Source organism: Frankia sp. AvcI1 (assembly GCF_001420875.1).
GTDB classification, from domain to species: Bacteria; Actinomycetota; Actinomycetes; order Frankiales; family Frankiaceae; genus Frankia; species Frankia alni.
Genome location: NZ_LJFZ01000018.1, coordinates 101007 through 119551 on the forward strand (window position 1 = coordinate 101007; position 18545 = coordinate 119551).

General features: G+C 72.9%; 14 protein-coding genes and 17 pseudogenes. 9 read left to right on the forward strand and 22 right to left on the reverse strand.

What is annotated here, in order from left to right; translation table 11 throughout:
* Positions 1 to 8: 8 nt before the first annotated feature.
* The 15 genes and pseudogenes from UK94_RS18980 to UK94_RS57735 all read right to left on the reverse strand — a co-directional run.
* Positions 9 to 866 (reverse strand): DUF5947 family protein, encoded by an 858-nt coding sequence (locus UK94_RS18980; protein ID WP_055750901.1) that lies wholly within the window; start codon positions 864 to 866, stop codon positions 9 to 11.
* Positions 863 to 1114, reverse strand: a pseudogene (locus UK94_RS57700) (NifU family protein); the annotation flags it as partial. The gene UK94_RS18980 and the pseudogene UK94_RS57700, both read right to left, overlap by 4 nt.
* Position 1115: 1 nt before the next feature.
* Positions 1116 to 1405 (reverse strand): annotated as a pseudogene (locus UK94_RS76245) (NifU family protein); the annotation flags it as partial.
* 94 nt (positions 1406 to 1499) lie between these two features.
* A partial coding sequence (locus tag UK94_RS57705) for a nickel-dependent hydrogenase large subunit (protein ID WP_235488633.1) occupies positions 1500 to 1743 on the reverse strand: 244 nt, incomplete at its 5' end.
* Between the two features lie 10 nt (positions 1744 to 1753).
* A partial coding sequence (locus tag UK94_RS57710; protein WP_268761491.1) for a nickel-dependent hydrogenase large subunit occupies positions 1754 to 2743 on the reverse strand: 990 nt, incomplete at both ends.
* Positions 2744 to 2810: 67 nt separating this feature from the next.
* A pseudogene (locus UK94_RS57715) lies at positions 2811 to 3293 on the reverse strand (nickel-dependent hydrogenase large subunit); the annotation flags it as partial.
* Positions 3293 to 3414 (reverse strand): annotated as a pseudogene (locus tag UK94_RS57720) (hydrogenase expression protein HypE); the annotation flags it as partial. The pseudogenes UK94_RS57720 and UK94_RS57715, both read right to left, overlap by 1 nt.
* A gap of 1 nt (position 3415) precedes the next feature.
* Positions 3416 to 4312 (reverse strand): annotated as a pseudogene (locus tag UK94_RS18995) (hydrogenase expression protein HypE); the annotation flags it as partial.
* 78 nt (positions 4313 to 4390) lie between these two features.
* The gene (locus tag UK94_RS19000) at positions 4391 to 4915 is read right to left on the reverse strand and encodes a hydrogenase maturation protease (RefSeq protein WP_055750904.1); all 525 of its coding nucleotides are present in this window, start codon (positions 4913 to 4915) and stop codon (positions 4391 to 4393) included.
* Between the two features lie 1742 nt (positions 4916 to 6657).
* On the reverse strand, positions 6658 to 7203 hold a 546-nt coding region (hypB, locus tag UK94_RS19010; RefSeq protein WP_235488635.1), incomplete at its 5' end, for a hydrogenase nickel incorporation protein HypB.
* Position 7204: 1 nt separating this feature from the next.
* Positions 7205 to 7536: pseudogene (locus UK94_RS57725) on the reverse strand (hydrogenase nickel incorporation protein HypB); the annotation flags it as partial.
* Between the two features lie 19 nt (positions 7537 to 7555).
* A complete protein-coding gene (locus UK94_RS19015) occupies positions 7556 to 7921 on the reverse strand; it encodes a hydrogenase maturation nickel metallochaperone HypA (protein ID WP_055750907.1) in 366 nt (121 codons plus the stop codon).
* A gap of 416 nt (positions 7922 to 8337) precedes the next feature.
* Positions 8338 to 8697 (reverse strand): hypothetical protein, encoded by a 360-nt coding sequence (locus UK94_RS19020; RefSeq protein WP_235488638.1) that lies wholly within the window; start codon positions 8695 to 8697, stop codon positions 8338 to 8340.
* 1 nt (position 8698) lies between these two features.
* On the reverse strand, positions 8699 to 9381 hold a 683-nt coding region (locus UK94_RS57730; protein WP_235488641.1), incomplete at its 5' end, for an MFS transporter.
* 1 nt (position 9382) lies between these two features.
* Positions 9383 to 10122: pseudogene (locus UK94_RS57735) on the reverse strand (MFS transporter); the annotation flags it as partial.
* A gap of 219 nt (positions 10123 to 10341) precedes the next feature.
* Between UK94_RS57735 and UK94_RS57740 the strand changes: the two are divergent.
* Positions 10342 to 10768 (forward strand): helix-turn-helix domain-containing protein (locus UK94_RS57740; RefSeq protein WP_235488643.1); only part of this gene is annotated, 427 nt, incomplete at its 3' end.
* A 1-nt stretch (position 10769) separates the two neighbouring features.
* Positions 10770 to 11142: pseudogene (locus tag UK94_RS57745) on the forward strand (transcriptional regulator); the annotation flags it as partial.
* Positions 11143 to 11167: 25 nt separating this feature from the next.
* Here UK94_RS57745 and UK94_RS19035 read toward each other — a convergent pair.
* From UK94_RS19035 to UK94_RS19050, 7 genes and pseudogenes are all read right to left on the reverse strand, one after another.
* The gene (locus tag UK94_RS19035; protein WP_055750910.1) at positions 11168 to 12010 is read right to left on the reverse strand and encodes an amino acid ABC transporter ATP-binding protein; all 843 of its coding nucleotides are present in this window, start codon (positions 12008 to 12010) and stop codon (positions 11168 to 11170) included.
* A pseudogene (locus UK94_RS57750) lies at positions 12007 to 12326 on the reverse strand (amino acid ABC transporter permease); the annotation flags it as partial. The gene UK94_RS19035 and the pseudogene UK94_RS57750, both read right to left, overlap by 4 nt.
* Before the next feature lie 37 nt (positions 12327 to 12363).
* Positions 12364 to 12843 (reverse strand): annotated as a pseudogene (locus UK94_RS57760) (ABC transporter permease subunit); the annotation flags it as partial.
* Between the two features lie 62 nt (positions 12844 to 12905).
* On the reverse strand, positions 12906 to 13068 hold a 163-nt coding region (locus UK94_RS57765), incomplete at its 5' end, for a transporter substrate-binding domain-containing protein (protein WP_235488689.1).
* A gap of 1 nt (position 13069) precedes the next feature.
* Positions 13070 to 13895: pseudogene (locus UK94_RS19045) on the reverse strand (ABC transporter substrate-binding protein); the annotation flags it as partial.
* 150 nt (positions 13896 to 14045) lie between these two features.
* A partial coding sequence (locus tag UK94_RS74335; RefSeq protein ID WP_268761496.1) for a hypothetical protein occupies positions 14046 to 14144 on the reverse strand: 99 nt, incomplete at its 5' end.
* 1 nt (position 14145) lies between these two features.
* Positions 14146 to 15515: pseudogene (locus UK94_RS19050) on the reverse strand (citrate/2-methylcitrate synthase); the annotation flags it as partial.
* A gap of 228 nt (positions 15516 to 15743) precedes the next feature.
* On the opposite strand from UK94_RS19050, the gene UK94_RS57770 reads away from it, so the two are divergent.
* The 7 genes and pseudogenes from UK94_RS57770 to UK94_RS57795 form a co-directional block, all read left to right on the forward strand.
* The coding region (locus UK94_RS57770) for a citrate/2-methylcitrate synthase (protein ID WP_313949548.1) at positions 15744 to 16307 on the forward strand (564 nt) is incomplete at its 3' end.
* Position 16308: 1 nt separating this feature from the next.
* Positions 16309 to 16356 (forward strand): annotated as a pseudogene (locus UK94_RS57775) (hypothetical protein); the annotation flags it as partial.
* A gap of 1 nt (position 16357) precedes the next feature.
* Positions 16358 to 16547 (forward strand): annotated as a pseudogene (locus UK94_RS57780) (citrate/2-methylcitrate synthase); the annotation flags it as partial.
* A 1-nt stretch (position 16548) separates the two neighbouring features.
* A pseudogene (locus tag UK94_RS57785) lies at positions 16549 to 16680 on the forward strand (citrate synthase/methylcitrate synthase); the annotation flags it as partial.
* Between the two features lies 1 nt (position 16681).
* Positions 16682 to 16850, forward strand: a pseudogene (locus tag UK94_RS57790) (citrate/2-methylcitrate synthase); the annotation flags it as partial.
* Between the two features lie 242 nt (positions 16851 to 17092).
* A complete protein-coding gene (locus UK94_RS19060; protein WP_011603539.1) occupies positions 17093 to 17950 on the forward strand; it encodes a hypothetical protein in 858 nt (285 codons plus the stop codon).
* Positions 17951 to 18240: 290 nt separating this feature from the next.
* Positions 18241 to 18544, forward strand: a pseudogene (locus UK94_RS57795) (hypothetical protein); the annotation flags it as partial.
* Position 18545: the final 1 nt, after the last annotated feature.

The following is an 18545-nucleotide window of genomic DNA, read 5'->3' on the forward strand; positions in this document are numbered from 1 at the left end:
CTCGCGGGTCAGTTGCCCGCAGCGCCGCGGCCCAACGGGGAGCCGCGGCGGGAACGTGCGGGCAGCGCGGCGAAGAAGTCGTCCACCGCGGGCCAGACCCGGCTGCCCCCCGACAGCCCCGTCCACTCGCGCCGGACGATCGCGACGAGCCGATAGCAGTCGTCGATCGGGACGATCCAGAACTCCCGGCGGCCCCGCGCGGTGTTCGCCAGCAGCGCCTCGACCCGGGGGGTCAGTCCGGCCAGCACCGGCGCCCGGGCGACGAGCCGGCGCCAGGCGGCCGGCTCCAGGTCCCAGTGGGTGGCGCCGATCGGGCTCGGGTACCGGGCCCGCACCGCGCCGTCGTCGCCGGGCACGACGAACGCCAACCCGACAGGGATACCCAGCGCGCGGGGATCGGACCCGTCCCGGCGCGGGTCGGCCACGCGGTCCTGGTCGGCCAGGCGGTTCTGGTCGGCCGCGCGGTCCTGGTCGGTCACGCGGTCCTGGTCGGTCACGCGGTCCTGGTCGGTCACGCGGTCAAGGTCGACGACGCGGTCAAGGTCGACGACGCGCAGCCGCCGCTGCGGGACGAGCCGGTAGTGGCCGCGCGCGGCGGCGTCCCGGTCGAACAGCAGCGCGCAGGCCCGGCACAGGCACAGCAGCAGGTCGTTCGACTCGTCGAGCAGGTGGCGGTGCTCGCTCGGCACGGGGGCGGCGCACAGGTCGCACCGCTCCCCGTCCGGCCCGGCCCGGACGAGGCCCGCCCGCACCACCCGGTCCAGCGCACCGCCGGCGCCGGGCACGGCAGGCGCGCCGGCTCCGGTGCCGGGCACGGCGCGCGGGCCGCCGCCGGGGCCGGGCGCGGGACGCAGGTCGGTCGTCACGGCCGCGCGCTCCTGGCGAGCGGCGGGGTGAGCGGCGAGGTGAGGACCGCGTCCAGGGGGACGAAGGCGGCCTGGTGCGCGTCACCCGCGACAGCGGCCTGGCGCCGGACGTCGGACAGTTCGGGCGCGACCGCGAGAACCGCCTCGCGGACCGCCGCCAGGACCTCGCCCGCCGCGGAGCCGCACCCGCCGAGCGTGAGGCTGATCTCGGCGACGCCCCGCTCGATGCCCACCAGTTCGATCTCGCCNCCCCGGTCGCGCACAGCCGGTCGCAGCCGCTCGATCGCCCGGGCCACCCGCCGGTCCACCGGCTCGGGGTGCACGTCGTGCAGGACGAGCAGATGGCCGACCAGCTCGTCGGCGGTCAGCGCGGCGGTCACGTCGGGGGCGCCGGCGGCGTACCCGGCCACCCGGGCGAGCGCCTCGCCGTACACCGACGCGAGCGTGGCCACCGCGTCCAGGGCCAGTTCGCCGCTCGGCCCCGGGATTTGCTCCACCTCGGCGAGCGCCTCGTCGAGGTGGGTCAGCCGGGCACGCACCNCCCGGTCGTCGAGGCGGTGCCCGCCCTCGGCGCGTGGGCCATCCTCGCCGCGTCGGCCGTCCTCGCCGCGTCGGCCATCGTCGCTGGCCGGATCAGCCATGGCTCGCCCCGAACATCGGCGCGTGCACGGTGCGCAGTGTGCGGCCGTGTCCCAGGTACATGTGCACCCCGCAGGGCAGGCAGGGATCGAAGCTGCGCACCGCGCGCATCACGTCGACACCCTTGAACGACTCCGGGCCGTTCTCCTCGAAGATCGGCATGTTCTGGACCGCGTCCTCGTAGGGTCCCGGCGTGCCGAACGAGTCCCGGGGGCTGCCGTTCCACGGCGTCGGCGGGNAGGGNTGGNAGTTGGCGATCTTCCCGTCCCGGACCACCATGTGGTGCGACAGGACCCCGCGGACGGCCTCGTGGAAGCCGCAGCCGATCGTCTCGTCCGGCACCTCGAAGTCGGTGAAGGTCCGGGTGTCGCCGGAGCGCACCCGTGCCATCGCCCGTTCCAGGAAGTGCAGCGCCATCCCCGCCGCATAGGCGACGAAGTACACCCGGGCCCGGTCTCGCTCGATCGCGTTCGACCAGGCGGGCGGGGACCACTTCAGGTCCATGGCGGGCAGGGTGCGGCTGCGCGGCAGCGAGATCTTCACCGCGCCGTCGCCGGCGGTCACGTACGGCGTGTCGACCAGGCCCGCGAGCGCCGTGACGTAGAGGCGGGCGAAGGGGCCGCCGCCGGTGTCGAGCGCGAGATGGTCGCCGGTGCCCTCGTCGAGCCAGCGCGGGCTCATCACCCAGCTGTACTTCTCGCCGAAGTCACGCTTCTGCGGCTCGGGGAAGGTCGTCTGGTTCCACGGGTGGCGCATGTCGACGGGATTACCGAGCGGGTCCCGCTCGACGAACGGCTCCTCGTTGACCCAGTCCTTGTAGAAGGAGCTGCCCAGCAGGATGCGGATACCCAGGTTGATCTTCACGAGATCGGTGGTGAGCAGTTTTCCGTCGACGACGATGCCGGGGGTCACGAACATCGCGCGGCCCCAGTCCGTCATGTTCTCGTACCGGTAGTCGACGACGTTGGGATCCTGGAAGGCCCCCCAGCAGCCCAGCAGGACGCGCCGGCGGCCGACCTCCTCGTAGCCGGGCAGTGCGTCGTACCAGAAGTCGAACAGGTCGTCGTTGAGCGCCACGGCCTTCTTGACGAAGTCGAGAATCTCCATCAGTCGGGTGAGGTAGTCGGTGAAGACGGTCGGTTCGGGCATCGTGCCGACCCCACCCGGATACAGCGTCGAGGGATGGACGTGCCTGCCCTCCATGAGGCAGAACATCTCCCGGGTGATGCGGCTGACCCNCAGCGCCTCGTTGTAGATCTGGCCCTCGAACGGGTTGAGCGCCCGCATGATGTCGGCGATCGTCCNCAGGCCGTGCACCTCGGCGTGCGGGCAGGCGGTGGCCTCGGCCCGCGCGAGCACGCCGGGGTTGGTCTCCTTGACCATCGCCTCACAGAAGTCCACGAACACCAGGTTGTCCTGGAAGATCGTGTGGTCGAACAGGTACTCGGCGGCCTCCCCGAGATTGATGATCCACTCCGCCATCGGCGGATTGGCGATGCCGTAGGCCATGTTCTGGGCGTAGACCGAACAGGTGGTGTGGTTGTCCCCGCAGATGCCGCAGATCCGGCTGGTGATGAAGCCGGCGTCGCGTGGATCCTTCCCCTTCATGAACACCGAGTAGCCACGGAACAGCGAGGAGGTGCTGTGGCACTCGGTCACCCGCCGGTTGGCGAAATCGATTTTCGTGTAGATGCCGAGGTTGCCGATGATGCGCGTGATGGGGTCCCACGCCATCTCGACGATCTGGCCGGGCTTCTCCGCGGCCCGCAGCTGTTCGGTGGCCGTCATCACACCCGTCCCTTCGGCCGATAACTCGGGTCGTAACCGGTGGTCAGCAGATCCCGGTTGTGCCGCCACCTCGGCTCCCGGTTCACCGTGGCGTTGGTGATGCCCCGCAGCCGCCGGATGANCGACCCGTACGGCTTCACCGCGAGCGAGGACAGGCTCGCCCCCGGCGGCATGTCCATGAACGGCATGAACTTGTCGGGGAACCCGGGCATCGTGCAGGCGATGCAGATACCCCCGACGTTCGGGCACCCGCCCACGCCGCCCATCCAGCCTCGCTTGGGGACGTTGCAGTTCACCACCGGGCCCCAGCAGCCGATCTTCACCTGGCACTTCGGCGAGTTGTAGTCCTTCGCGAAGTCGCCCTGCTCGTAGTAGCCCGCGCGGTCGCAGCCCTCATGCACCGTTCGACCGAAGATCCACTGGGGTCGGTGCTGGTCGTCCAGCGGCGGCGGCGGGGCGGTGCCGGCCGCGTGGTACAGCAGCCAGGTCAGCGTCTCCATGAAGTCGTCCGGCTGCACCGGGCAGCCCGGGACGTTGACGATCGGCAGGTTGCCGGCCGAGGTGAAGTCGCGCCCCAGGTAGTCGAGCAGGCCCATCGAGCCGGTCGGGTTGCCCGCCATGGCGTGGATGCCGCCGTACGCGGCGCAGGTGCCGATGGCGATGACCGCCCAGGCCCGTGGCGCGAGCCGGTCGATCCACCAGTTGATGGTCAGCGGCTGGCCGGTGTCCGGGTCGTTGCCGAACGACGTCCAGTAGCCCTCACCGTTGATGTTCTCGTTGGGGATGGAACCCTCGATGACGAGGACGAACGGTTCCAGCTCGCCGCGGGCCGCCGCGCGGAAGGGGGCCAGGAACTCCTCGCCCCCCAGCGTCGGCGAGAGCACCTTGTTGTGCAGGTGGACCGTCGGCAGGCCCGGGATGACACCGGTGATCACGTCCTCGATGGCCGGCTGCGAGGCCGCGGTCACCGAGACCGTGTCGCCGTCGCAGCTCATCCCCTCGGAGATCCAGAGGATGTGNACCTCGTCGACGCCACTTGGCCGCGCCTGCCCGGCCGGCCGTTCGTCCGTGGCTGTCATGTCGACCTCTCCCTTCCCTCACATGCCGTGTCCGGCTCCCACGAGTCGGGGGTGCCGGAGGATGTCGCCGATGAGGTCGACCGCCCCGTCGACGGCGGCGCGCACCGCGCCGGAGAGCTCCATCCGGTCCGCCACCACGGCGGGTCTGCACCCGACGACGACGACCTGGCCGATCTCGCCGCCGAGATCGCGCACCAGCCGCAGCACGACGTCCGGGGACATGCCGTGCGCGTCCACCACCGCCGCCGCGTCCCCGGTCGGCGCGTCGCCGACCTCGGGTCGCAGGACCGTGAGGGTCCCCGGGGGCTCGTCGGACGGCAACGCGTCGACGAGGATCACCGTGTCGTACCGGCCGTCGAGCAGCGCGAAGGCAAGGTGCAGGCCCCGGATGCCGTAGTCGGCGACGTCGACCTCGCCGGGCAGGTTCGCCGGGTCGAGCCGGCGAACCACCTCGACCCCGAATCCGTCATCGCCGAGGAAGATGTTCCCGACGCCGGCGACCAGCGTCCTTCCCTCGCGCGGGCGGGAGCCGGCGGCGCTCACGGCGCACCCGCCCGATCCGCGTCCGCCGGGTCGGCCGCCACGTCGTCGAGCGCGTCGTCCGCCGGGTCGCCGAGCGGGTCGAGCTCGTCGGGAGCGAAGTAGAAGTAACGGCCGGCCGCCCGGTGCAGGTCGNCGGTCTCGTCGCCGTCGAGGGTCACCGCGGCGTGCCGGCCGCCGTCGACATCGAGGAAGATCGCCTCAACCCGGGCGATGCGGCCGGCGAGGAACATGTCATGGGCGTCGGAGCCCCGAGCGCGCGGACGCAGCCGGACCCGACTGCCACGGGCGACGGTGACGCCGCCGACCCGCACGCTGTCCCGGCCCGGATGGACCGACCTGTCGGCCTCCGGTTCCCACCACGCCGGCTCCGGGCCGGATGGCGACGCCGGACCACATGGCGGCTCCGGACCACATGGCGATTTCGGGCCGGACGCCGGCTCCGGTGCGGACGGGACGGTCGGTGGCTCGACCGGCCGCAGCGACCGCACGGCGCCGTGCAGTCGGTCGAGCATGGCGCGCGGGATCCCGTCGACCCGGTCGATGATCTCGGCGGCCCGCGGGTCCGTGGCCCGCGCCTCCCGCTTCTCCTCGTCGGTCAGCGCGCGGGTGCGCAGCGAGAGGATCTCGTCGATCTCGGTGGCGTCGAACAGATCCCCGGGGCTCTCCGGAGCCGTTCGGGGATCGTCGTAGAGGATGATCGGTGAACACAGCATGACGTCCCGGGCCCCGCCGGCCAGGACGGGGAAAACCCGCAGGTTCTCGCATCCGCGGGCCGCCCCCGCCGCCCAGACGGGCGGGTCCAGCAGCGACAGGAACCGGCCGCCGCGCACGCCGAGCAGGCTGTGCGCGGCGACGAGCGAGCGGCGCAGCGCCTCGCCGCGCGGCCGACCCGCGCCGAGGTCTGTCACCGTGTTCTCCACAACCGCCCGCAGGCGATGGAGCCGGAACGGTGCCTCGGCCCGCGTCACGGACAGGTGGACGGCAGCCGTCACGGGCCAGCGGTGGCGGACCACCCGGGCCGCCGCGGGCCGCGGACCCAGCGGTTCGACGTCGACGCCGCCCGAGGCGCGCAACGGCACCGACAGCCGGNCGGCCCGGTCGGTCAGGTCGGACAGCGACACGGCGAGATCGAACTCGCACNGCCGCGCCTCGTCGAAACTCAGCTCGCGGGTGTCGCCCAGCTCCAGCTCGTCGACCGGCGCAAACCGCCCGTCCGCCGCCCGGCGCTCGACGCGACGCCGCATCACCTGGAGGAACCGCAACCGCAGGAACACCGTCGCCGAACCCGTCGCCTCCACCAGGCATTCGGCCTGCTGGAACGATCCGTCGGCCGAGCCCGAGACACCCGGCGATCCCGACGAGGGCTGTTCGGCGATCCATCCCGGCGGTGCCAGCACCCCGAACTGCCAGCGCACCCGGTTCTTCCCGGAGGAGCGCCGGTAGGGGTAGAGCAGGTAGCCCTCGTAGAGCACCGCGTCGGCGACCGCCCGCGCCGCGTCGAACCCGGCCGGTACGTCGGCCGACCGCGGGCCCGATCGGGTCGTCACGCCGGTCGCCGTCATCGCGGCCGTGACCCGCGACAGGCTGGCTCCAGGCTGCCCATGACGGTGTCCCTCCCGGTGGGGTCGCGACGCGGCCGACCTGCGCACCTCCACCACGTAAGACTCGGTCGAGTAATAACTCGATGTGTCCTTCAAAGCACTCTTAGTCGTTCCCAGACGAGCTGCCCGGGACCGGCCGCGTCAAACCCGTCCCGCCGCCCCCGCCCGCGGTCGGGCGTCGGGGCGATCGCGCCGCGCACGCAGCCAGGCGTACCAGGCGGCCAGGCCGGACTCTGGTTCGACGCCGGCAGTGTCGGCCGGCCGGTGAAGTCCGGACAGGGCGAGCACGTGGGCCGCGGGGTTGATCCGGCGAATCAACCCGACGCAATGATCGAGGTCGACCGCGAGAAACGGAACGAGGTCACATTTGGTGAGCAGGATAAGATCCGCTTTGGCGAACATGTGCGGATATTTCAGCGGCTTGTCCTCGCCCTCGGTGACCGAGGTGAGGACCACCCGAGCGCTCTCCCCCAGGTCGAACAGCGCCGGGCAGACCAGGTTGCCGACGTTCTCGACGAACACCACCGCCTCCGCGGGCGGGTCGAGGGCGCGCAGCGCGCGGTCGACCATGTCCGCGTCAAGGTGGCAGCCACGCCCGGTGTTCACCTGCACGACCGGGACGCCCGCGGCCCGGATCCGCTCGGCGTCGCGCACACTCTCCTGGTCGCCCTCGACCACCGCGAGCGGNCACCGCCCGGCGAGGTCGCGCACGGTCCGTTCCAACAGGGTCGTCTTGCCGGAACCGGGCGAGCTCATCAGGTTGACCGCGAGCACGTCGCGGGCGGCCAGCCGCCGGCGGATCTGCCCGGCCAGCTCGTCGTTCTTCGCCAGCACCCGCTGCTCCAGCAGCAGCTCACGTCCCGGGCTCCCCGCCGCCCCCGTGTCCGCCGCGGCCGCCCCGGTGTCCGCCAGGGCTGCCACGGTCGCCCCGGTAGCCACCGCCGCCGCCCCGGTGTCTGCCGGAAACGAGGTCAGCCGGGGCGCAGCGGTCGGGTCGTCGCAGCCGCACGTCTCGCACATCGGTCAGTCCCCCCATCAGTCAGTCCCCCTGCCCTGTGGGCACCCCCTCCGCCGTGGGCACCAGGCCCACCGAGGCGATCCGCAGGTCGTCACCGCCGTCCACCGCCACATCCGCGCAGCCGCAGCCGCAGAGCACGAGGACGTCGTCGGCCACGAACTCGGCGCCGCACCGCCGGCAACGGGCCCGGCCCGCGGGTTCGTCGATCGTCAGGGCCGCACCCGCCAGCGGCGTGCCGGCGGTCACCAGGTCGAAGCAGAACCGGATGGACTCCGGCACGACACCCGACAGCCGTCCGACGACCAGCCGGACCGCGGTGACCCGCGCCGGGCCGGTCCGCTCCACGATCGCGTCGACGACGCTCTGCGTGATGGCCAGTTCGTGCATGCAGGCTCCCCGACGGCGTCGGCGCGCCGGGCACGCGGNGGTGGCGCCCGGCGTGCGTCGAGGGGTCCGTACCCCGCGGGGACGCCTCGCAGACGCGGCCGGCCGATGCGGCCTCCCCGACCCGCCGCACGGGGGTCTCGAACCTGGTCCCGCGGAGACGAGGGGGGCTGCGTGGGCGCGGAGCCCGTCGGCCGCCTGGCGGCGAGAGTGGGCGGGGCCGGCCGAGAGAGGATTACCACCGTGGTCGGCCGGGGATCGGATACGGCGGCGTATTCACACCGTACTCACGGTAACCACGCGACCAGCCTGCGGGAAACCAGCCAGAAATCAGCCGGAAACCATCGTCGGGCCGATCGGTTCGGAACAGCGGCCCGTAGGAGGGCGGACGGACGCCGTTGTCCGACCGTCCCTGTGGATCAGGCCGCGGCCGGCGACGCCGGCGCGGCCATCCAGGTCAGGTCTGCCACGGTGACGACCAGCCGCCCGGCGATGGCATCGGCCGGCACACCGGAATCCAGCGCCGCCCGAAGTGCGATGCCACGCACTGTGCGTAGCTCAAGGCGCCGAGGATGGTCCGCCCACATCAGTTTGTCGGCGAGCGCTGCCCGCTCCACCGGATCAGAGATCGCCACCACGTCTTCATAGGACATCACGGGGCTCATGGTTACGGCTGGGCGGACGTTTCGCAACATTCGGATGGCGCCTTTTTTGCCATAGTCCCCGACGGGCCGGCGGGCCATGGCCGAATACTGTCCCGATCTTGTCCCGCCGGTCACGTCAGCACTGCTCGGGTGCGTGGGACCGGGTGTCCGGGGTGACCCCGTCGCGGGCCCGCGACGGCGTCGGCGGCGGCGCGGACCGCCGGCGGGGCAGCAGCGCCGCGGCGATCGCCGCGGCCACCACGAGGGTGAGGGCGGCGTCGACCACCAGGGCCAGCCGGATGCCGGCCAGCGTGGCCCGGACCGCGGACAGGTGGCCGGCCAGGGCCGACGACCGCGCCGTCGCGACCGTGCTGAGGATCGGGATGCCGACGGTGAGCGCGACCTGCTGCGTCATGGTCGTCAGGGCGGTGGCCAGCCCCTGCTCGTGATCGGGCAGGTCACCGGTGGCCGTCGCCAGGTAGGCGACGATGCCGTGGACGTGCCCGAAGAAGCCGATCGCCGAGGCCGCGAGGACCAGGTACACCCAGTTGCGGTCCGGTCCGACGAAGGCGAGTGCGGCGTTGGACAGGCCCTGCACGGCGAGGCCGGCGACCAGGCTCACGGCGCTGCCGCGGCGGCTCATCAGCCGGGGCGCAACCATGCCGGAGACGAACGCCGCCGCGCCGGGCAGGCCGAAGACCAGCCCGGCCGTCGTCGCCGAGAAGCCGAGGACCTGCTGCAGGTAGAGGGTGAGCAGGAACACCACCGAGGACTCCAGCGCGAACACGGCGAAACCACCCGCGTTGCCCCAGCCGACGGNGCGCCGGCGCAGGATCGCCACCGAGGCCAGCGGATGGGCACTGGTCGTCTCGATCCGCCAGAACGCGGCGAGCAGCACCACGCCGAGGGCGGTGCAGCCCCACACGACCGGGTCGGCCCACCCGTCGTTGCCGCCGGTGGCGATGCCGTAGACGAACGCGAGCAGCCCGCCGGTGACGGTGAGTGCGCCGGGCACGTCGAGGCGGACCGGGCCGGACGCGCCCCCGGCCGGCAGCAGCCGCGGCGCCGCGAGCAGGATCGCCGCGGCCACCGGCACGTTGACGAGGAACGCCCAGCGCCAGCTCAGCAGGCCGGTCAGCAGTCCGCCGGCGAGCGCACCGGTGGTGAACCCCGCCGAGATCAGCGCACCGTTCATGCCGAGCGCGCGCTGGCGCAGCCGTCCCGGCGGGAAGCTCGTCAGCAGCAGCGCGAGGGCCGCCGGGGTGGTCATGGCGGCGGCGAGTCCCTGGCCGACGCGGGCGCCCAGCAGCACGGCCGGGCTGGTGGCAAGGCCGCCCACCAGGGACGACACGACCAGCAGGGCGAGGCCCGCGAGCAGCATCCGTCGCCGCCCGGCCAGGTCGGCCACCCGGCCGAACAGCAGCGTGAAGCCGGCCGCCGGCAGTGCGAACGCCGTCGCCACCCACTGCAGGTGCGCGTCGGTGAGTCCGACGCCGGCGCCGATCGAGGGCAGGGCGACGTTGAGGATGGAGAAGTCGACGGCCAGCATGAACTGGCTGCNGAGCAGCAGGACGAGGATGACTCGCTGGCGGGCGGTCATCACGTCGTNGGCCACCACCGGGGGAACCCGGGTCGCGGCGGCGGCGTCGGTCGAAACACTCATGCCGGCCACGCTCGGCGAACATCGCCGATCCGCCCAGACCACCTGGTTGNCACCCATCGCGTGACTAGCACCGGCGAGGTGTGGTTCACCGCGACCGCGCCGGCAACACTGCACGGATGACCGAACTGGGAGATTTTCTGCGTTCGCGCCGCGCCCAGCTCACCCCCGAAGACGTCGGGCTGTCCCGGTACGGCGAGCGGCGGCGGGTGCCGGGCCTGCGCCGCGAGGAGATCGCGCAGCTCGCCGGGGTCAGCGTCACCTACTACACGCGGTTGGAGCAGGGCCAGAGCCGCAACGCCTCCGACGCGGTGCTCGACGCCCTCGCCCGGGTGCTGCGCCTCACCGACGAGGAGACCGCCTACCTGCACGGGCTGACCCGGCCGGCCGCCGCCCGGCGCGCGAGCCGGCCCGAGCACGTGCGGCCGAGCATCCGCCTGCTGCTTGACGAGCTGCGCAACTCCCCCGCGCTGGTGATCGGCCGGCGCAGCGACGTCCTCGCCTGGAACCGGCTCGGGCACGCCCTGCTGTGTTCGCATCTGCCCGNCGACGCCCCGCAGCGCTGCCACGGCCGGCCGAACCTCGCCCGCGAGTTCGTCCTCGAGGCCCACGCCCGGGAGCTGTTCGTCGACTGGCGGCGCAAGGTCGACGACGTGGTCGCCTACCTGCGACTGTCCTCCGGCATGCACCCGGACGACACGAAGCTCAACGCCCTCATCGGCGAGCTGTGTGTGAAGAGCGAGCTGTTCGCGACGCTGTGGGCGCGCCACCCGGTCCGGGACTGCACGAACACCGTCCGCGAGTTCCGGCATCCGCTCGTCGGCCGGCTGACGCTGTTCGAGGAGGTCATGCGGCTGCCCGACGCCGGCCAGCGGATCGTGGTGATGACCGCGGAGCCCGGTTCGGCGTCGGCGGAGAACCTCCAGCTGCTGGCCAGTCTCGACCTCACGGCCGCGGCGCCGGGCCCGCAGCGCCTCCCCGCGGACCCGGCTCCCGGAGGCGGGCCAGGAACCGGCGGGTCCGCTCCTCGTGGGGGTCGTCGAGAACCCGTCGCGGCGCGCCCCGCTCGATGACCGTACCGCCGTCGAGGACGAGCACCTCGTCGGCGATCTCCCGCGCTAACGCCATCTCGTGGGTCGCCAGCACCATCGGCAGGCCGTCGCGCTTGAGCTCGCCGACGAGGTCGAGCACCTCACCGACCAGTTCCGGGTCGAGCGCCGAGGTGATCTCGTCGAGCAGCAGCAGGTCCGGCCCGGTCGCCAGCGCCCGCACGATCGCCAGCCGCTGCTGCTGGCCGCCGGAGAGCCGGTCGGGGTAGACGTCGAGCTTGTCGGCGAGCCCGATGCGGGTGAGCAGCTCGCGGGCCCGGTCGCGGGCGGCGGCGCGGGGCACCCGGTGGACCAGGACCGGCGCGAGGGTGACGTTCTGCAGCACCGTCAGGTGCGGGAACAGGTTGTATGCCTGGAACACGACGCCGATACGGCGGCGGATCCGATCGGCGTTCACCCGCGGATCGGTGATCTCCTCGCCGGCCAGCAGGATCTCGCCGTCGTCGACGGTCTCCAGCAGGTTCAGGCAGCGCAACAGCGTCGACTTGCCCGACCCGCTGCCACCGACGAGTACGACGGCCTGGCCGGGCCCGACGTCGAAGCTGACATCGCGCAGCACGACGGCGTCCCCGTAGAGCTTCACCAGCCCGCGCACGCTCAGCACCGCCGCCGCGTCGGGCGACGCCGGCCCGCTGGGCGCCGCCGCGGGCGGCCCGACCCCGTCGCCGGCCGCCGTCACCGCACGCTCCCGGCCGTGCCGCCGGCACCGGGGCCGGCTCCGGCTCCGGCACCGGGGCCGCCGCCGCGGCGGCGGGCGGAGCGGGCGGCGAGATGGTCGGTCACCCGGGTCAGCGGCACGGTGATCGCGAGGAACATCAGGCCGGCCAGCACGTAGGGCGAGTAGTTGAAGTTCGCGGACGTGGCGATCTGCGCCGCCCGGACCGCGTCGACGACCCCGAGCACGGAGACGAGGCTGGAGTCCTTCTGCAGGCTGATCGCGTCGTTGAGCAGCGGCGGCGTCACCCGCCGGACGGCCTGCGGCAACACGACGCGGCNCATCGTCTGGGCGTGGGTGAGGCCGAGCGACCGGNNCGCGGCCACCTGGCTCGGATGCACCGACTCGATGCCCGCCCGGAACACCTCGGCCACGTAGGCCGAGTAGGTGAGCACGAGCGCCGCGCCGCCGAGGACGAGCGGATCGGTGGGCAGGCCGCGCAGCCGCAGGGCGGGCACGCCGAACCCGACCAGGTACAGCACGAGGATGACGGGAAGGCCGCGGAACAGGTCGGTGTAGGCGGCGGCCAGCAGCCGCACCGGCAGGAACACCGGGCCGGTCAGGGTCCGCAGCAGCGCCACCAGCAGCCCGAGGGCACCCGCCGCGACCCCGCAGACGGCGAACAGCTCCAGGTTGACGATCATCCCGGTGCGCGCGGCCGGCCAGGCGTCGGCGATCTCCGACCAGGAGAAGAACCGCTGGCGCACCCGCGGCCAGCCCGACGTGTGGGTGATCCCGACGCCCGCGGCCGCGGCGACCATCGCGGTGCTGGCGGCGGCGATCACTCCCGCGCGCATCCGGGCGCGCCNCCGCAGCCGCCGGCGGTCCCGCTCGCGTTCGCTGGGCTCCCAGGCGACCGTCACCGCAGGACGGGGGCCCCCGCCTGGGAACCGAGCCACTGCTCGGTGATCCGGCGCAGCTCCCCGCTGCTGGTGAGCTGGGCGAGGGCGTCGTTGACCTTGCCGACCAGCGGATTGCCCTTCTCGAACAGCAGCCCGAACTGCTCCGGCGCCCCGACGGTGNGGAACTGCCCGACGATCAGCGAGTCGGGGATCTCGGCCGAGGTCAGCTGGAAGGCGGTCGGCAGGTCGACGACGATGCCGTCGATCGGCCCGTTCTCCATCGCGGTCTTCGCGTCGTTGAGGTCGTTGAAGACCGCCGGCTGCTGTACGGGCGCCACCTGCCGGGTGACGGCGTCGAGGCTCGTGGTGCCGACGGGGGCGCCGAACTTCGCGCCCTTCAGCCCGGCGAGGGTCGTCACGTTCGCGATCCGGGAGGACTTGAGCGCGACGACGGCCTGGCTGACGTCGTAGTAGCCGGTGCTGAAGTCGACGGCCTGCTGACGCTGCGGGGTGATCGAGATTTCGTTGATGTCGAAGTCGAACTTTTTCGGGCCGGGCGCGAACGAGCTGGTGAACGGCTCGGTGACCCAGTGGACCTTGTCCGGGGTGAAGCCGAGCTTGGCGGCCACGGCATAGGCGACCGCACTCTCGAAGCCCTTGCCGTTCGCCGGCTTGCCGTCGGAGAACCACGGCGCGTAGGCGGGCGAGTCGGTGGCCACCGTCAACTGCCCGGACTTGACCAGGTGCAGGCCGTCCGGCGAGGAGCCGCCGCCCGACGAGCCGGCACAGGAGGCCAGCGCGAGCAGCGCCGCGGCGGCCAGGGCGAGGACGGGGAGACGCCGTGGGCGTGGCATCGGAGACCTCCGAGGGAGCCCCACCCGGGTGGGGGCGCGCTGAGCAGGCAAGAAGGCTGAGCGGTGGGGCTGGCACACACTACCGCCGAACCATGACAAAGCGATCACCGGGGAGCCCCCCTCCGGTTTCCGGCCGGAACGCGGCCACATCATGCCGAGGCTTCGGTACGGTTTTTTGCTCGAAAAGTGGCATTACTCCTCGGCGCTATTCTGCACACAGACGGCCACGGAGAGATACGAAGAAGCGTGGTGGCTCGTGACCCACCGGTGCCGCGGGTGCCGGGGTGCCGCGGCGCCGACGGGTCAGGCCTGTGGACCGGTGATCGGCGGGCCGGCGTAGACGCCGCGGGGGCGCAGGCGCAGCGGCGTCTCCTGGTACTCCTCCAGGGCGTGGGCGAGCCANCCGACCGTGCGGGCCACCGCGAAGATCACCTCGCCGGCCTCGGCGGGCATGCCCGCGGCCATGGTGAGCACCGCGAGCGACAGGTCCACGTTCGGCCTCAGCGCGCGCTCCCGCCCGGCCACCCGGGCGATCTCGCCGGCGGCGGCCAGGAAGGGCTCGGCGGCCGGCAGCGCCGCGAGCGCCGCGAGCAACGCGCGGGCACGCGGGTCGCCGTCGGGGTAGAGCCCATGGCCGAATCCGGGGATCCGCTGGTCGGCGCGCAGGTGCTCGGAGACGACGACCACCGCGTCCCCCCGGTCGAGCACCTCGGCGAGCAGCCGGTATGCCAGCCGGCTGGCGCCACCGTGCAGGGGCCCGTCGAGGGCGGCGAGCCCGGCGGAGACGACGGCATACGGGTCCGCCCGTGCCGAGGCCGCGACCCTGGCGGCGAACGTGGACACGGCGAGATCGTGATCGGCCAGCAGGCCGAGAGCCCGGTCGAGGCACGCGATCGCGACCACATCGCCCGCCCCACCGGCCAGCCGGCCCCACAGCCGCGTGGCGATCCCCGCCCGCTCCCCCACCGACTCCGCAGTACCCGTCCTCTGCGACGCCCCGGCCGTCGCGCGCCCCCCGACTGCCTGGGACGCCTCGGGTGGCGCCGGAAGAGCCTCGACGAGCGACGCGACGAGGGTGCAGGCGGTGAGCAGGACGCTGTCCTCGCGCAGGTCGAAGCGCAGCGGGTCACTCGACGCGGCGACCGAGACGGCCACCCGCATCCGATCGGTGAGCCTGGAGCGGGCGGGCAGGATCCCGCCGACCCGTTCCAGGGTGGCGGCGAGATCCGGCGGGACGATGAATACCGGCGCCGGGTCCGTCCGGCCGCGCCAGAGCCAGCCGGCCACCTCCTCGAAGCGGTGCCGGGCGACGAACTCGACGGCGTCGACACCGCGGTAGTAGAGGTGCCCCTCCGCGACGAGGGTGAGCCGGGTGCGCACGGCCGGCAGGTCCCCGCCGCGCGGGGCATCAGCCTCCCGCGCACGATCGTCGGCTGCGACGAGCCCGCCGGCCGCGGCCGTCCGGTCGACTGCGCCCGTCCGGTCGACTGCGGCGATCCCGCCGACCGCGGCCGTCGCGTCGACTGCGACGGTCGCGTCGGTCGCGACGAGCCCCCCAGCCGCGACGAGCCCGCCGGCAACCGCGGCACGGCCTCGCGGGTGGCCCTGGGTGCGTAGCCGTTCGACCTCGGCCGGGTCGAAAGTGCTGCCCCGGCCGCCGGCAGCCCGCTGACTGTGCAGCAGGCCCCGGCTGGCGTAGGCGTAGACCGTCTCGAGCTTCACCCCGAGCCGCTCGGCGACCTCGCGCGACGTCAGCCGCTCACCATGAGCCATCCACGCCCCCTTCCGCCCCGCCGAGTGTACTGGTTCACGTTGATTGAAATCAACGTTGACAATGCATCCATACAGGATCAACCATGGACGACAAGGAGGCTAACCATGGTGATCATGACTGGCAGCACGGCCCGCACCGGCTCGGCGGACGGGGCGGACGCGGCGAAGACGGCGGCATCNCNGCCCACCCCGCCGGCGGGCACCGACGTCCCGCGGGGNCTGAAGGGGGTGGTCGTCACGCAGACGGCGCTCGGCGACGTCCGCGGGCGCGAGGGCTTCTTCCACTATCGGGAGTACTCGGCCGTGGAGCTGGCCGAGCGCCGCTCGCTGGAGGACGTCTGGCACCTGATGGTGTTCGGTGAGCTGCCGGACACCGCGACGCGAGCAGCGTTCGCCGCCCGGGTGGCGCCGCTGCGCCGGCTCCCGGCCGGTCTCGGCGAGCTGCTGCCGGGGCTGGCCCGGGCCGGTGGGGCCGGGGGCGCACTCGACGGTCTGCGCACGGCCCTGTCGCTGGCCGGCGCCGCCCGTGGCACCGCCCCGCTGTACGACACCGAGGAGGCGGCCCGCGTCGACGACGCCCTGTTCGTCGGCGCGGTCACCCCGACGATCGTCGCCGCGCTGCACCGGCTGGCCCGCGGGCTCGCCCCGGTGGCGCCCCGCGACGACCTGCCGTTCGCGGCCAACTACCTGTACATGGTCACCGGTGCGGAGCCAAGCGCGGCGCAGGTGCGCGCGATCGAGCGCTACCTGATCTGCACGGTCGACCACGGCTTCAACGCCTCGACGTTCACCNCCCGGGTGATCGCGTCGACCGGGGCGGACCTGGTGGCCTGCGTGGTCGNGGCGATCGGCGCGCTGTCCGGGCCGCTGCACGGCGGCGCCCCGAGCCGGGCGCTGGACACCCTCGACGAGATCGGCAGCCCCGAGCGGATCGATCCGTGGATCCGCGAGCACGTCCTCGCCGGCGATCGGATCATGGGCTTCGGCCACGCCGTCTACCGGACCGAGGATCCACGGTCGCGGCTGCTGCGCNCCGTCGCCGAGGACTTCGGCGGCGACCTCGTCGCCTTCGCCGTCCAGGTCGAGCGGCGGGTGGTGGAGCTGCTGGCCGAGCTGAAGCCGGGCCGGGAGCTGCACACGAACGTCGAGTTCTACGCCGGGGTGGNGATGGAACTCTGCGGGCTGTCACGGGACATGTTCACCCCGACGTTCGCCGTCGCCCGCACGCTGGGCTGGACGGCGAACATCCTCGAACAGGCCACCGACAGCAAGATCATCCGACCCTCGGCCCGTTACGTCGGCCCACCCGCGCCACAGCCGGTCCCGTCGCCGTAGCCGGTCCCGTCGCCCGAGTCCGCAACGCGTACGGATGGGCTACGGAATCCGCATGCCGCTTTTCGGTGCGCCAATGCCGTCGCCTGGGCGACACTGCCCGCCGAAACCGCGGACTGTTCATCCCGGTGTTTACCCGGGTAGGATCGGTTCTGTCGACGACTCGACCACGGCGGCCGGGCGTCGTTCCTTGCCGGGAAGCGAGACGAAAACCGGTCGGGGAATTTACGGACGGGGGCGGTCTGGTGAGCGATCCTATGCTGATCTGGAAGGGCAAGAACGCCGACCAGCGGCTTTTCTGGTCCCGGGCGCATTCGGATGGCAGTTGGCGCGACCAGCAGCAGGTGCGGTATTTCGCCACCAACAGGGGTGGGATCGGGGCCGCCTCCGACGGGAGACTGACCGGCCGCGCGACGTGGCGCGGCGCCGACGACGACAGCCGGATCTGGACGGCGGACTGGTATGGCGACAGCTGGTCCGACCAGCAGACCCCGGCGGACGCCCCCCGCACCGAGGACCGGCCCGCGCTGGCCTTCCATGACGGTCGCACGGTCATGGCGTGGCGCGGGGTCGGCCCCGACCAGACGATCTGGTTCTCCGAGAACCTCGGGCCGCAGCGAGTCGCCGGCGGGCTGGCCTCGTCGACCCACGGGCCGGCGCTCGCGTCGTACGGCGGGTTGCTGTACATGGCGTGGAAGGGGTCCGGCGGCGATCAGGGGCTTTACTGGACGACGTACGACGGGCACACCTGGGCGCAACCCCATCCGTTTCCCGGCGGCTCCACCCACGGCCCGGCGCTCGCCGCGTCACCGCAGGGCCTTTTCCTGGTCTGGAAGGGCTCGGGAAACGACGCGGGAATCTGGCATGCGGAGTTCCAGAACGGACGCTGGTCGGCCCAGCGGCCCTCCCCCGGCGGAACGAGCACCGGACCGTCGGCGGCCTACGTGGGCAACACCGTGATCACGGCGTGGAAGGGCGTCGGCGCCGACGCGCGGATGTGGACCTGCCGGAATTTCCGCGAACCGCAGACCGCCGTCGCGAACGGCGCCTTCGGCACCAGCGACACCCCGGCCATCGTGAGCACCTTCGTCACCGAACTCTGATCGCCCGGTGCGGGCGGCTGCGCGCCGTCGCGTCCGACCCCACGACCTGCCACCGGGGCGCGGACGGCAGGTCACACCCGGCCGGCGGTCTGCCGGCACCCGGCCACGGGATCTTCCACGATGCATATATCGTGTGCTGATTAGTTCTGGGGGGCTGGGGGCCAGTGCACGTAGAAGTAGAGCATCGGGGCGACTGGCCGGCGCCTGCTCCTGATCGGACCCTCACGCCGAGCGAGCAGATCCTGGCTGCCTCCGACCGGGCCAGCGCGCCGCTGACCTGCGNATTGTTCGTGCAGACCACGGGCACCGTGGAAGTGACGCGACTTCGGCTCGCGGTGCGTGCGGCGATCGACCGTCATCCCATGATGCGAGCGAGCCTCTACGGCGCGCGCCAGCATGCATGGCGGTTCACCGCCGCGCCGTCGGCAGATCCCGTCTGGCGGGTCGACGGCGGAGGCGACGGCTGGCGCATCCACGAGATGCTGATGTCGGCGCCCTTCGACCTGCGCGCCAGCCCGCCCCTGCGTATAGCGTTGGTGCACCGGCCGGACGGCGACCAGCTCTCCGTCGTCGCGCACCACCTCGCGGTCGACGN

Bases quoted from the DNA above. Each gene is read 5' to 3' on its own strand.
- UK94_RS19015 (WP_055750907.1), bottom strand. From the start codon at position 7,921: ATGCACGAACTGGCCATCACGCAGAGCGTCGTCGACGCGATCGTGGAG.